Source organism: Streptomyces sp. R-74717 (genome assembly GCF_047305335.1).
In the GTDB taxonomy this organism is placed as follows: domain Bacteria; phylum Actinomycetota; class Actinomycetes; order Streptomycetales; family Streptomycetaceae; genus Streptomyces; species Streptomyces atratus.
The window spans coordinates 9,202,269-9,214,223 of the sequence record NZ_CP102361.1 but is presented as its reverse complement, the minus strand read 5'-3'; the positions used below and the strand labels follow the sequence as shown (position 1 = coordinate 9,214,223).

General features: G+C 68.0%; 13 protein-coding genes and 4 pseudogenes. 7 read left to right on the top strand and 10 right to left on the bottom strand.

Annotated features, from left to right (window positions below):
- Positions 1–246: 246 nt before the first annotated feature.
- A complete protein-coding gene (locus NRF20_RS41590) occupies positions 247–456 on the top strand; it encodes a hypothetical protein (protein WP_398629354.1) in 210 nt (69 codons plus the stop codon).
- A gap of 302 nt (positions 457–758) precedes the next feature.
- Here NRF20_RS41590 and NRF20_RS41585 read toward each other — a convergent pair.
- The 4 pseudogenes from NRF20_RS41585 to NRF20_RS41570 all read right to left on the bottom strand — a co-directional run.
- Positions 759–1,505, bottom strand: a pseudogene (locus NRF20_RS41585) (dienelactone hydrolase family protein); the annotation flags it as partial.
- Positions 1,506–1,586: 81 nt separating this feature from the next.
- A pseudogene (locus NRF20_RS41580) lies at positions 1,587–1,796 on the bottom strand (chitin-binding protein); the annotation flags it as partial.
- 24 nt (positions 1,797–1,820) lie between these two features.
- Positions 1,821–3,480, bottom strand: a pseudogene (locus tag NRF20_RS41575) (IS4 family transposase); the annotation flags it as partial.
- 130 nt (positions 3,481–3,610) lie between these two features.
- Positions 3,611–3,922, bottom strand: a pseudogene (locus NRF20_RS41570) (lytic polysaccharide monooxygenase); the annotation flags it as partial.
- A 316-nt stretch (positions 3,923–4,238) separates the two neighbouring features.
- Between NRF20_RS41570 and NRF20_RS41565 the strand changes: the two are divergent.
- Entirely contained in the window at positions 4,239–4,706 is a 468-nt protein-coding gene (locus tag NRF20_RS41565) for a nuclear transport factor 2 family protein (protein WP_266364884.1), read from the top strand.
- Positions 4,707–4,832: 126 nt separating this feature from the next.
- Here the strand turns inward: NRF20_RS41565 and NRF20_RS41560 are convergent, their stop codons facing one another.
- Positions 4,833–5,273 (bottom strand): nuclear transport factor 2 family protein, encoded by a 441-nt coding sequence (locus NRF20_RS41560; RefSeq protein WP_413754251.1) that lies wholly within the window; start codon positions 5,271–5,273, stop codon positions 4,833–4,835.
- An 83-nt stretch (positions 5,274–5,356) separates the two neighbouring features.
- On the opposite strand from NRF20_RS41560, the gene NRF20_RS41555 reads away from it, so the two are divergent.
- Both NRF20_RS41555 and NRF20_RS41550 read left to right on the top strand, forming a co-directional pair.
- The gene (locus NRF20_RS41555) at positions 5,357–5,935 is read left to right on the top strand and encodes a PadR family transcriptional regulator (RefSeq protein ID WP_413754250.1); all 579 of its coding nucleotides are present in this window, start codon (positions 5,357–5,359) and stop codon (positions 5,933–5,935) included.
- A 105-nt stretch (positions 5,936–6,040) separates the two neighbouring features.
- The gene (locus NRF20_RS41550) at positions 6,041–6,862 is read left to right on the top strand and encodes a serine hydrolase (RefSeq protein ID WP_413754672.1); all 822 of its coding nucleotides are present in this window, start codon (positions 6,041–6,043) and stop codon (positions 6,860–6,862) included.
- 34 nt (positions 6,863–6,896) lie between these two features.
- On the opposite strand, the gene NRF20_RS41545 is transcribed toward NRF20_RS41550, so the two are convergent.
- The 3 genes from NRF20_RS41545 to NRF20_RS41535 all read right to left on the bottom strand — a co-directional run bounded on the left by NRF20_RS41545 (position 6,897) and on the right by NRF20_RS41535 (position 8,577).
- Entirely contained in the window at positions 6,897–7,412 is a 516-nt protein-coding gene (locus tag NRF20_RS41545; protein ID WP_413754249.1) for a DinB family protein, read from the bottom strand.
- Between the two features lie 42 nt (positions 7,413–7,454).
- Positions 7,455–7,607, bottom strand: coding sequence for a hypothetical protein (locus NRF20_RS41540; RefSeq protein WP_413754248.1), 153 nt, complete (start codon positions 7,605–7,607; stop codon positions 7,455–7,457).
- A gap of 190 nt (positions 7,608–7,797) precedes the next feature.
- Positions 7,798–8,577: a tyrosine-protein phosphatase gene (locus NRF20_RS41535; protein WP_413754247.1), complete on the bottom strand. Its 780-nt coding sequence runs from the start codon at positions 8,575–8,577 to the stop codon at positions 7,798–7,800.
- 128 nt (positions 8,578–8,705) lie between these two features.
- Between NRF20_RS41535 and NRF20_RS41530 the strand changes: the two genes are divergently transcribed.
- Complete coding sequence (locus tag NRF20_RS41530; protein WP_413754246.1) at positions 8,706–9,221, top strand: YoaK family protein; 516 nt, start codon at positions 8,706–8,708, stop codon at positions 9,219–9,221.
- Between the two features lie 8 nt (positions 9,222–9,229).
- A complete protein-coding gene (locus NRF20_RS41525) occupies positions 9,230–9,358 on the top strand; it encodes a hypothetical protein (protein WP_413754245.1) in 129 nt (42 codons plus the stop codon).
- 187 nt (positions 9,359–9,545) lie between these two features.
- On the opposite strand, the gene NRF20_RS41520 is transcribed toward NRF20_RS41525, so the two are convergent.
- Together NRF20_RS41520 and rpmG are read right to left on the bottom strand one after the other, a co-directional pair.
- Entirely contained in the window at positions 9,546–9,806 is a 261-nt protein-coding gene (locus NRF20_RS41520) for a type B 50S ribosomal protein L31 (protein WP_398629361.1), read from the bottom strand.
- A 65-nt stretch (positions 9,807–9,871) separates the two neighbouring features.
- Positions 9,872–10,036 (bottom strand): 50S ribosomal protein L33, encoded by a 165-nt coding sequence (rpmG, locus tag NRF20_RS41515; protein WP_093897938.1) that lies wholly within the window; start codon positions 10,034–10,036, stop codon positions 9,872–9,874.
- Between the two features lie 409 nt (positions 10,037–10,445).
- Between rpmG and NRF20_RS41510 the strand changes: the two genes are divergently transcribed.
- Entirely contained in the window at positions 10,446–11,891 is a 1,446-nt protein-coding gene (locus NRF20_RS41510) for a PP2C family protein-serine/threonine phosphatase (RefSeq protein WP_398629362.1), read from the top strand.
- The last annotated feature ends 64 nt before the right edge of the window (positions 11,892–11,955 follow it).

Below are 11,955 nucleotides of genomic sequence, written 5' to 3'. Positions count from 1 at the left end.
TAGTTGATGCGCCGTTAGCCTGTCCGGGCGACTTATTGATGCCCGCTCACCCTTTGGTGACAGCGTGTCTTTGTTGACACGGCCCGGGCCGGAGGTAGATGCCGTCGTCCTGAATGCCCGTCATTCATGGTCTCACCTGCCCTGACCTGCAGTGACCGTCCGTCGAGCCATTGTCGGCCACGGCGTGCAGCCGGTCGAGGCGGAGGGGCGCCGTGCGGCCCGGCTCCGGGCCTCCCGGATGTACCCGTGATCGTGCTCACCGTCCTGGGGCACGACGACACCCAGGCCCCGCTGTGGTCCGCGCAGACACTGCGCCAGATCAACGAAGCCAAGACCACACTGCACGCGCAGCCGGCTGTGTCAGTCCCGCACGGTGGGCGCCGGATCCTCGACGACGCCGGGCGCAGCCGACGCCACAGGGAGCGCCAGGACTTCGTTGCTCCAGGCGATCAATGACCTGCCGGGCAAGACCGCGTGACGGCTGATGGGCGCCGGCCCGCCCCTGTCCCTCCTCGTCATCGCCGAGCTCAACCACGTCCGGGGTGCAGCCCTGCCGGGCGCACTGCTGGGCGTCCTCCATCGCCACTCGGAGTCACAGATCCAGCCCTGTGGTATTGCGGCGTGCTCCTCGAACGGGACGCGCAGGGTGTTGAGTTCAGGCTGTTCCTGAACCCAGTACAGCCTGGTCGCGGAGACATCGCCCGGTGGGCACCACAACAGCATTACGCCTCCCCGTGCCCGCCACCCGTCCTTCGCCGTCATCTCTCGGCTGCAACGCTGTTCTCCCGGGCGACCCAGCAGTCGAAGTCCTCCACCAGGGGCCAGGTCGACCGGCTTGAGTCGAATCTGTGCCCGCTCATCCATCCACCGGATTTCGAAGTCGGCCACTGTCCCCTCGGCCGGCCATCGGGTGGAGGCCGGGCGATGTCCGGGATGCTGTCCGTGCTCGCCGAGCTCCAGCGCGAGCTGATCGTGGCGAAGGAGTGCACCGTCCGACCGAACGCGTGGAACTGCCAGTCGGCACCGGCATCGGTGAGTTCCGCCGCCGGCGCGACAACGTCTTCCGATGGCGCGAACGGGTCGTCCCAGCCGTGGTACACCGCGACCCTGCAGTCGATCTTCCGCGGAGTCAGTCCTGGCGGCGGGGTCAGCATGCCGTGGAAGGCGGCTGTCCCCGTAACGGGTGCACCTGTCCGGGCCACGTCGAGCACGCATAGTCCGCCGAAGCAGAACCCGATGGCCGCGATGCGGGAGACGTCCACCTCGGGCAGCCCTGCGATGGTGGCGACCACGGCGGACAACCGTTCCACCAGCATGTCAGTGTCCTCCAGGAACGGCCGCATCAGCGCGTCGAATTCCTGTCGCGAGGAGCCGCTGACGCCCTTCCTGGAATGGAGAGATCCATGACGAACGCCTGGTATCCCCCGGGGCAGTACGCGTTCGGACATCTCGGCGAGTACGTCGCTGCGGCCCTCCGCCCCGTGGCACACCATGACCGTCGGTACGGACCGGGGAGAGGGCCTCCCAGCGGAAAATGGGGCGTCCGACGCCGGCCCCTGGAGCGGGGGCCGGGCCGGGCCCGTCCGTCAGCCGACGTTCACATCGACGCAGGCATAGAAGGCGTTGGCGGTGTCCGCGATGTTCCGGATCGCGAGGGCCTTCTGCTTGCCCGTCAGGCCGAAGTTCACCTGGTGGGTGACTGTGGCACCGGGCTGCGCACCATTGTCGTTGAATTCGGCGATCTTCTGACCGCCGGCGAAGTACTGCCACGTGGTTGTGGCGTGCCGGGCTGTCAGCAATGCCGCGTAGTTAAGCGGTTCCGGGCGCTTGCAAGGGGTGTTGACCTGCGGACTCGCCGGATGGTCGAGGCGATGTCGCCCAGGCGGAGACCAGTTCGTACGTGTCCTTGGCGGTTCTGCGGAGCATGCCGTCCTTCACCCACGTCGAGAGCTGCGTCCATAGGCTTTTGATGTTGGGGCAGTTGATTGCTTGAGCGATCTCGTGGGATCGCCACGGGCGGTCCGGGGCGGTCCGCAGGAGATCCAGGACGAGGGTCTTGCGGCCCGGATTAACGGGAGGCCGGTCGGGCTCGGGTGGCGGCAGGACGGCCTGGTGGACCGCGATGTCCAGCGAGACGATGTCCTGGCTGACGGCGGGGCGGGGGTCAGCGGAGTTGCCGGGGTAGCGCGTCATGGGGCACTTCACCTTGCGGGCGCTGACGCGTGCGCGCCGAGGCGGCAGTAGATCAGAGAGCACGGCGTGCCCGATCAGCCCCGGGTCGTCGATGCGGTCAAGGGCCGGCAGGATGCCTCGCGTCGATGTCACCTGGTCACGGGCGGTTTCGAGGGCGACGGTGAAACTGGCGCGGTCGGGGTCGATGCCGGGAACTGACTCGACGGCTTCCGTCATCGCCCGTCGGAGGGCCTGATAGGCAGTCAGGATCGCCCAGAGTTCCTGTTCGAGGCCGAAGGGGTCGCAGGAACGCAGAACTCGACCGCGCAGGAGCGTGTGCCGAAGTGCGTAGAAGGCCGACTCGATCTCCCAGCGTTCGTGGTAGAGCCGTACGAGCGCGGCGGCCGGGTCGCTATGGGGGTCGAGCAGGGTGGTGGCCAGGCGGTAGCGGTCGTGGATGCGCTGGCCGTCGCGGGTGGTCACGGTGATGTCCGCTTCGATGACCCGGAGCTGGAGCCCGCCGAGGCGGGTGAGGTAGGAGCCGTCAGGCAGGACGGCGATCACAGCGGGCTTGCGGTTCGAACCGAGGCGGGCCAGGAGCTGGGCACCGGTCTTGGCCACGGCTGTATAGAAGTTGTTGCCGTCGAAGCCCCGGTCGACCAACAGGAGCATCGTCGGAGTCAGCAGGTGCATGAGCCGGGCGGCATGGGTCGACTCCCCGGTGCTGGTGGGGCCGAAGACCGCGCCGAGCAGGCCACGCGTCCCCGTCTCGACCAGGGCGGTCAGCCGCAGGGCGGGATAGCCCGAGATGCCCCAGCGGTGCTTCGACTTGCCGAACAGGTTCCGGATACGCGGCTGGTCAGGGGCCTTGAGCGAGCTGCATCCGTCGAAGGCGACCGTCCGCCATGAGCGGTAGCACGTGCCGTGGGTCCCAGGGCGGGCGAGCGGCCCGGACACCGCTTCGAACAGCGCCTTCAACGGTGCCGGCCCCAGGCGGCGACGCAGGTCGCGCAAGGCCTTCTCGGAGGGACGGTGCAGCGTGAGTCCGTGCAGACCCGCGGTGAGCTTGCCCCACACCCGCATGTATCCCAGCGACGGGAACAGCGCCAGCGCGAGGAGGAAGTAGATGCCGACCCGGGAGGGAAGATGCCGCAGGCGGCGATGCCCTGATCTGGTCTCTTCCAATACGGCGTCGGCGAGCTCGAAGGGGACGTGCTGAGTCAGCTCGCCGAGGTGTCCCGGTGCGAAGGGTCCGGCAGCGCAGGTGATGGCATGGGTGAGCGTGGTGGTGGCACACTGATCGGGCAACGGGACCTCTCGTGCAGGAAGACCTTGGACGGCTTCTCTGCTTTACCGGAGGTCCCGTTCTCATGTCTGGTGAATCCGCAGGTCAACACCCCTTGCAGGCGCCCGGAACCGCTTAACTACGCGGCATTGGGGCTGTCAGGACCCATTGGAAGGACGTGGTCCGGCTCACGGGGGTGGCCTTCCACCCCTTGGAGTCGTCGTCGAGTTCGGCGAACCGGCTGTTGCCACAGCTGCAGCTGGTCAGTCCCTTGGGACCTTCCACGCTCTGCGGCTCGTATTTGATGTCACCGCAGCTCACGGTCCCGGCGGCACATTGAGCCCGGCGGCTTGGAGGTGGCGAGATGTATCCGTGGGCGCCGGCGGAACCGGCCGGAAGGCTCAGGGCCAGTACGGGTGCGAGTGGGGCACCGATGGCTGCGGCCGTCTTCCTTTTCGCGTGCATGCTTCTTCTTCACATGAGGCGTCGCTGCACACGGTCAGGCTATGGGGGCCCGGCAGTGGCAGGCCGGCCTCTCCACTGTGGGGGCCAAGAGGCGCGAAGGGCGCGGCAAGATCCACCGCCACGTATGCCCTGAAGTTGCAGGCGTCCGGAAGGTGGCCTTGCACTTGGACTGGACCATACCCACCGACGCGTCCACGTCAAGGGTGCCGAATTCGGCCGGAGTTGACGACGCAAGCGACTTCCGGTCAGCGCTCACCGGGCCCAACTGGCCATACCCTCGGGGTTCACGCCGAGATCACATGCGACAGGAGAGATCATGACCGCACGTCCCCCCGTTCCGCCGTTCACGCGCGAGTCGGCGGTCGAGAAGGTCAGGCTGGCCGAGGACGCCTGGAACTCCCGGACGCCCGAGAAGGTGGCACTCGCCTACACCGAGGACTCCCGGTGGCGAAATCGCGCCGAATGGGTTACCGGGCGCGACGAAATCGTCGCCTTCCTGGCCCGGAAATGGGCCAGGGAGCTCGACTACCGGCTCATCAAGGAGCTCTGGGCATTCGACGGCAACCGGATCGCGGTGCGGTTCGCGTACGAGTGCCATGACGACTCGGGCAACTGGTACCGCTCGTACGGCAACGAGAACTGGGAGTTCGACGCGAACGGGCTCATGAGTGCCCGGCACGCGTCCATCAACGACGTGCCGATCCGGGAATCCGACAGGAAGTACCACTGGCCGCTGGGCCGCCGGCCGGACGGTCACCCCGGACTGAGCGACCTCGCCCTCTGACGAGCCGACCAGGCGGGGCAGTCGGCCGCAGGCGGCAGTAAAAAGCCACGGACGGCAGAAAGGGGCGGCCGTTGCGGGATATGCGCGCACTCCATCGGGCGCCCCTTCCCGCCGTTGTGGCGCGATTCAGCCTGCGTCCGGAGCCGGAACAAGGCCGTCCTTGACCAGCCCCTCCAGGACCGCCGCACCCAGGGCCTGCACCGCGGACTGCGGGCGGACCATCACCGTGAACTCCTTGATCAGGCCCGCCTCGTCGAACTGCAGCAGGTCGATGCCATGTATCTGCTTGCCGTTCACATTCGCCCGGAAGAGCAGAATCTCGGACGGGACCTGCACCCCGTCCGTGCTGATCTCGGCCGATCCGTCGAAGTGGCCGATGTAGCGGAATCCCTCGAACGTACGCAGCAGGACCCCGAACAGCCCAAGCACCATGGGCCGCCCTTCGAACGGAGTGAACTTCACCGGGCTGTAGAGCCGAACGTCCTCGGTGAACAGGCCGCCCAGTGCGGCGAGATCGCGCTTTTCGACGGCGGCGCGGAAACGGTCCGCGGTCTCGGCAGACATCATCAGCCTCCATAATCAAGAATCTGACTACTCAACTTTATGAGTATCATGAAGGGGCAGGCAGCGAAAAGGGAAGGGGCGGGGCCATGGCCTTGCGGCATGCGGTGCTGGCGGCACTGCTGGACGGGGAGTACAGCGGGTATCAGCTGGCCAAGGTGTTCGATGTCGGCGTGGCGAACTTCTGGCACGCACTGCCTCAGCAGCTGTACGCCGAACTGGCCAAGCTGGAGAAGGACGGGCTGGTCGCCGGCCGGCAGGTGGTGCAGGAGACCCGGCCCAACAAGCGGCTGTTCCATGTCACCGACGCCGGGATGGCCGAGCTGGAGCAATTCGCCGCGGCCAGTGCGAAGCCGGGGTTCATCCGCGATGACCTGGTCGTCAAGGTCCAGGCCTCCGATCACATCGGAAGCGGTCCGGTCATCGATCAGCTGGACGAACGGGCGGCCGCCGCCTCGGCCAAGGTCGAGCTCTTCGGCAACCTGCTGCGGCAACTGCGCGGCGAGATGGACGAGGACGAGTTTCTGCTCAGGGGCGAGCGAATCGGACCATATCTGACCTGTCTGCGGGGCCTCGCCTTCGAGGAGGAGAACAGGGACTGGTGCCTCCGGATCGCCGCCCTCCTGCGCCGACGACAGGCTGTCGCAACGAAGAGCGACGGCGCCTAGCCGGTACCAGGCTGTTCCGACCCCACCGCTTGTCCGTCGTTACGTCGGTGGACGGCGCACTCTCCGGCCTCGCCGTGCCGGAATCACGGCGCCTCCGAGACGGCGATCCATGCCCTGCAGGCCGCCATCGACGACCTGCGACATCCGTCGGCGACCGGCGTCCAGCTGCATATCGGCGGCACAAGCGGAAGCTGGTACGGCACTTCTGGGGTCGCCGACCAGCGCAGCGGAAGGACGATCCGGCCCGGCGATCGGGTCCGGATCGGCAAGGCGTTCTTCGCGACCGTCGTCCTGCAACTCGTCCATGAGCACCGGGTCGAGCCGCCCACACCTGTTCAGCTCTTCCTCCCCGGGCTGCTTCCTGCCGAATATCCGGATATCCGCATCTCTCACCTGCTGATGCACACCAGCGGTCTGCCGAGCGAGAGCGGACCCGATGTCATCGACACGAGCACGCCTGAGCTGATCCTGGCCCACCGATACGACCGCCGGACACCGGACCGGCTCCTGGCGACCGTCACCCGGACGAAGCGGCTGAAGCCGCACTCCGCGTCCTCGTCGCTGCAGGTCCTCTGGTACCTGCTGACGGTGCCAGAGCGCGCTGCCCCGATGAACCAGCTGTCTCAACTGATGGGGTCCTCCACCGCCCGGACCACCAAGGTCGTCGACCGGCTCTGCGAGGCGGGCCTGCTGGAGCGGCGGGCCTCGTGCTCCGACCACAGAGTGACCTGTGCCGCCCTGACTCCCGTCGGACTGTCCGCCGCGGCCGACGCCTCCTCGGCGCTGGCTGCCGCCCTGCGTCGTCGCGTGGCGGCAGCAGGAGTCGGCACGGATCGTTTCGCCGCCCTCGCGGCGGACATCGCCCTGCTAGACCCGGCACCGGGACCGCGCACCGCGGGCCCCGGGCCTGACTGCCCCGGCGTCTGAGCGGCTACCGGGCCCTGGCTCTCTCAGTGGCGCATCACCACCCCGTCACAGCGTCGATCCGCTCGCGCAACAGGTCGGCGTGGCCGATGTGGCGCGCGTACTCCGAGATCATGTGGACGTGGACCATGCGCAGTGAGTACACCTCGTCGGCATGGGTGAAGGTGTCGTCCAACGAGGCATCGGCAACGATTTCGTCCGCCAGTCGGCATTCCTCGACGAGGCGCGCGTAGTCCTCGGCAGCGCGGGCCGGGTCCAGGTCCTCGAAGTCCGCGTCCTTGCCCTTCTCGGGGTCGTACATGGGGTCGAGCATCTGACCGGCGAACCGCTGCCGGAACCAAACGCGTTCGACCTTCGCCATGTGGCGGATCAGTCCGAGAAGTGTGAGATTCGACGGCGATACCGTCTGTTCGGCGAGCTGCGCCCCGTTCAGGCCGGCGCACTTGTGCAACAGGGTGCTGCGGAACCAGGCGAGATAGCCCGTGAGCATCTCCCGCTCACCGGCCACGAGTGAACCGGGCGTGCGTTTCACATCAGGTGCTGTCCATGTCATCCCATGATCTTGCCTTGTGCGCGCCGGATCGGGACAGGGTTTTCACATGCCGTCCGTGGGCTCCGTCGGCCAGGTGGTCGTGGTGGATGTGGTGATGCCGACGGCCACTCCGAGCACCAGGAACAGGACGAGCAGCCCTTCCCCGCCCCGCTCGTCGGCGAGTGATTTGTACGCCGTCGGCGCATACGGCGTCACCCCACGTCGGGCCGGAAGGGAGCGGCCAGCAATCGGCCACGGGCCGATCGGGTGTCCCGGCCCAGGTCCAGGAGCTCCGGCGGAAGGAAGCTCGGGGCCTGGGCCGGCCGCCCGGTTGGCGAGCAGACATGCGAGCAGGCCCGCGAGCAGACCACGCGAGAATCGTCTCCGTGCACCCGCACGCGCCGACTCAGGCGCTCCCGACAGTCGTGCCGCGTGCGCCGGACCGGCCCGCCCCCGGGGGTTCTAGGAGGTTTCTGCGCAGCGCAGCCACCAATTCCTCGTCAGCACCCAGGAGTTCGGCGGTGTATTCGCGGACGGAGCCGTGGGTCGCGGCGAGATCCGCCAGGAACAACCGCATGATGTCGGCGGGCGCCCGGCCGTAACCGGGCCAGACCGGGTCCTGGTCGGCGTGGTCCGCCCGCCAGTCGGCCAGGAGCCGTTCGGTGGCGAGCTCGGTGAGGGTGAAGTCGGCGACGATGTCGCCCTCGGCCACACCGAGCAGGGACAGAACGAGTGCGGCAAGCAGCCCGGTGCGGTCCTTGCCCGATGCGCAGTGGAAGACGACGGGGCCGCTGTCCTCGGCCGCGAGTACGTCCAGGGCCCGGCGGAGCTCGGCAACTCCGTCGTGGGCGACCTCCGTGTACCGGTCCGCCAGGAAGCGTCCGGTCTCCACATCCGGGCCCAGTGCAGCCTGGTCGTAGGGCCGGTGCTCGATGCTGAGGTGGTGGTAGCGCAGCCCCGGTGCGTCGGGCACTCGCCCCTTGGCTGTGATCTCCCAGTCGTAACGCAGGTCGATGACCGTGCGGACGCCGAGGGTCAGGAAACGGTCCCAGTCCTCGCCCCGGAGCTTGCCCAGCGAGTCGGATCGGTAGAGCCTTCCCCAGCGGACCGGGCGGCCTCCGTACCCCCGATATCCGGCCACGTCACGGAAGTTGTGCAGTCGTTCGAACGCTATGTGTCTGTTCACAATACAGAACTTTAAGGTCATGTCACCGTGCACGACGGCGCAGTGCCGGCGCTCGGCCCTGGCCGGCTCGCCGCGCCGTACCGGCTGCGAGTCGGCGCCTTCGGAGGGGCTGAGCCGAGAATGCAGGCGTGTCTACTCCTACCCTCCTCACCGGACGCGATCCACGGGACGAATGGGCCCTGCTGCTTCTGTCGGCCGCTTCCGGGGCTGCCGACGCGTTCGTCTTCATCTGTGTCGGTCAGGTCTTCGCCGGTGTGATGACCGGGAATCTGGTACTGCTGGGTGCTTCCGCCGCCGGTGTCGGGGAGCACGGGGTGGCCCTGCGTGTGATCAACGCACTCGTTTCGTACAGCTTCGGGGTCATGTGCGGTGCGTGGATGAGCGAGCGGCTGCGGTGGCCTCTGCCGGTGATGCTGCTGATCGAGGTGGCACTGCTGGCGGCGGCGGCTGTGCTGTGGGCGCTGGACCTGATCACCTCCGACGGCGACCGGCTGGGGCTGCTGGTGCTCATTGCCGTGGCCATGGGGATTCAGGGCCGTATCCGCGCGACGCCCACCAATTACTTCACAGGCACGCTCACGTCCCTCGTCAGCCGCATGACGCTGCGGTCGCGCAACCAGGGGGACGGCTGGGTGGCCGGCTGATCGCGGTCGTGGCAGGGGCGGCAGTGACCGCGCTGGCGGTACGGTTCTGGCCGGGTGCCGCAGCTACGGTGGCCGTGGCGCCCGCAGTGGGTGCGCTGCTGATCGAGTCGGTGCACAGGAGACTCTCCCGGGGCTGACCGCGCCCACCCACGGGGTAAAGGGAAGCCCCGGCCGGATCGGGGGAATCCAGCCGGGGCGGCTCACGTGTGGGCGCGATGCGCGACATCCACATATAGGTGAACGATAAACCATCGCGCCCCGTTCCCGAGAATCTGCACCCCGGACTGTGATTCACGGCACGAAAGCGGGTCTTCCGGGTACGGATCAGCTGCCGGCGGGCGCCTGGCTGCCATAGCGGCGGTTGAACTGTTCGATACGGCCGGCCACGTCCAGCACCCGCTTGGTCCCGGTGTAGAACGGGTGACTCGCCGACGAGGTCTCCACGTCGATGACGGGATAGCTCCGGCCGTCCTCCCAGGTCACCCGCTCATCCGCGTCCGCGGTCGAACGGGTCAGGAAGGCAACCCCCGCCGCACGGTCACGGAAGACCACCGGACGGGAGACGGGGTGAATACGGGACTTCATGGACGTTCCTTCCTTGCCACTACAGGGGGGTGGATGGGATCAGGGGTCCGACGCGGGTGCGGCGGTCAGCGTTCCTCACGGAAGAGGACGTGCTGCCCCACAACGGGGTCGAACTTGCGCAGAACCAGCCGGTCGGGATTGTTCCGGCGGTTCTTGCGCGTCACGTAGCTCTGCCCCGTTCCGGCCGTCGACCGGAGCGTCACGACGGGGCGGGTCTCACTGCGCGCCATGGACGCCTCCACTCTCTTGCGTCGACCTCCACCCCCCTTGTGGGAATGGGTGTCGTTTTCGTTCTGCTGCTGTAACGCGAGAAGGTCCAGCCGCATTCCCGCCCACAAATCGCTTCGCCCCCGCCACGGCGAGCCCCCTCGCATATGCCCCGCTCCGGCCGGGCGCGCCGCCCGGGAAACGGCGAGCGCGGGCGCGCAACCGTCTGCGCGCGCCGGGCGACTTGCGTCAACGTCCGTCGACAGCATGACTGTTCGACGGAGTGGCGCCCAGCGCAGCCTGCGGCATATGTCAGAAGCAACAACGCATCGAGTGTTGCCAAATCCCTTACGGGGTCCCGCAGCCTGTGCAACAGTCGTCCACGGTCCACCTTTCAGACCTGGTCGTGCCGCGCCTGTATCGGAGTACGAGATGCCGTCCCATCTGTCCGCGGACCGCCCCGCCCCACAGCCACCCGAGCGCGATGCCGTCGATGCGTTGATCAACCGGACCCGTCGGTTGCGTGGCGACGTGGATGCCGTGCGGCGGGACGCGGTGCTGATCGACGAGGAAGACCACGAGATGCGCTGGCAGCGCGCACTCTGTGATCTGGCGGTCCACCACCTCGACGATCTCGGCGCGCAGCTGGGACAGCTCAGGGAAGGCCTTGCGCCGGAGACCTCGGAACAGCCCACCGGGACTTCGACGCAGGACACCGCGGAGGAGACCTTCGACGAGCCGCGGCCCGGTTCGCTGATCGGCCGGGTGGGCAGCGCCGAGTGGAATCTGCTGACCGACGAGGTCACCTGGTCCGAGGAGCTGTTCCAGATCTTCGGCAGGTCCCCCGATGCGGGACCTCTCTCGCTGGACGACCTCCCGTCCATGCTTCTTCCCGAGGACCAGCCACTGCTCACCGCACTGGTTACCGACTGTCTGGTCGACGGAAAGCCGATAGACGGCGAATTCCGCATCCTGCGGACCGACCGCCGGATGCGCACGCTCCACATGATGGGCGAGCCCGTCCTCGACTCGGACGGGTGCACGGCCTCCATGTGGGCGGTTCTGCGCGATATCAGCGAACTGCGGCGCAGCCAGCAAGTGGTGCGCACGACCCGGGACTCGCTAAGGCGCCGGCAGCACATGGCGCGGACCGAACATCGGATGGCCGTCGAGCTTCAGGAGGCCGTGCTTCCCCCGTGGCGGGGCTCACTACGGCTTCCTTCGCAGGGAGCGGGCGCGCTGGACATCGCGGCCCACTACCTTCCGTCGGAGTCGAGTTCCCTGATCGGCGGTGACTGGTACGACGCGCTGGAGCTGCCGGACGGCAGGACCGTCCTCACGGTCGGCGATCTGACCGGCCACGGCATCCAGGCCACCTCGGCCATGGCGATGCTGCTGGGCGCGCTGCGCGGGATGGCCGTGGCCGGCATCGAGCCCGGGGCCCTCATGGGGCATCTCAATCAGCTACTGGAATCCTCTGTCCAGCCCGCTCTCGGCAGTGCGGTGTGCTGCCGTTTCGATCCGGCCACCGGCACCCTCGCCTGGTCACAGGCGGGGCACCCCGCACCGCTGCTGTTCCGCAACGGAGAGGGGCGTCCGCTGCCGCCACCGGACGGCGTCCTGCTCGGCGCGGCTTCCGGGGTCGCGTACGAGCAGGACGAAGTACACCTGCTGCCCGGTGATGTGCTGATACTGCACACCGACGGGCTGAACCGTCACAGCGACCGGGGTGCAGGCCCGGACGCGCTGCTTGCCCTCGCCCCGCACTTCGCGCAGGCCCGTACGGCACAGGAGTGCGTACGGACGGTCGTCGCGGAGTTCGGTGGCACCGAGCGCCCGGACGACGCGTGCGTGCTGATCGCCCGCATCGGGGCGTAGGGCACGGCGACCCGCGCGCGGACACGCGGCACACCGGACACGGCGTGGTACGCAGGAAGGCGAA

Coding starts and splice junctions, on each gene's coding strand:
- NRF20_RS41510 (WP_398629362.1), top strand. CDS start 10,446: ATGCCGTCCCATCTGTCCGCGGACCGCCCCGCCCCACAGCCACCCGAG.
- NRF20_RS41555 (WP_413754250.1), top strand. CDS start 5,357: ATGGCCTTGCGGCATGCGGTGCTGGCGGCACTGCTGGACGGGGAGTAC.
- NRF20_RS41560 (WP_413754251.1), bottom strand. CDS start 5,273: ATGATGTCTGCCGAGACCGCGGACCGTTTCCGCGCCGCCGTCGAAAAG.
- NRF20_RS41520 (WP_398629361.1), bottom strand. CDS start 9,806: ATGAAGTCCCGTATTCACCCCGTCTCCCGTCCGGTGGTCTTCCGTGAC.
- rpmG (WP_093897938.1), bottom strand. CDS start 10,036: ATGGCGCGCAGTGAGACCCGCCCCGTCGTGACGCTCCGGTCGACGGCC.
- NRF20_RS41545 (WP_413754249.1), bottom strand. CDS start 7,412: ATGACATGGACAGCACCTGATGTGAAACGCACGCCCGGTTCACTCGTG.
- NRF20_RS41565 (WP_266364884.1), top strand. CDS start 4,239: ATGACCGCACGTCCCCCCGTTCCGCCGTTCACGCGCGAGTCGGCGGTC.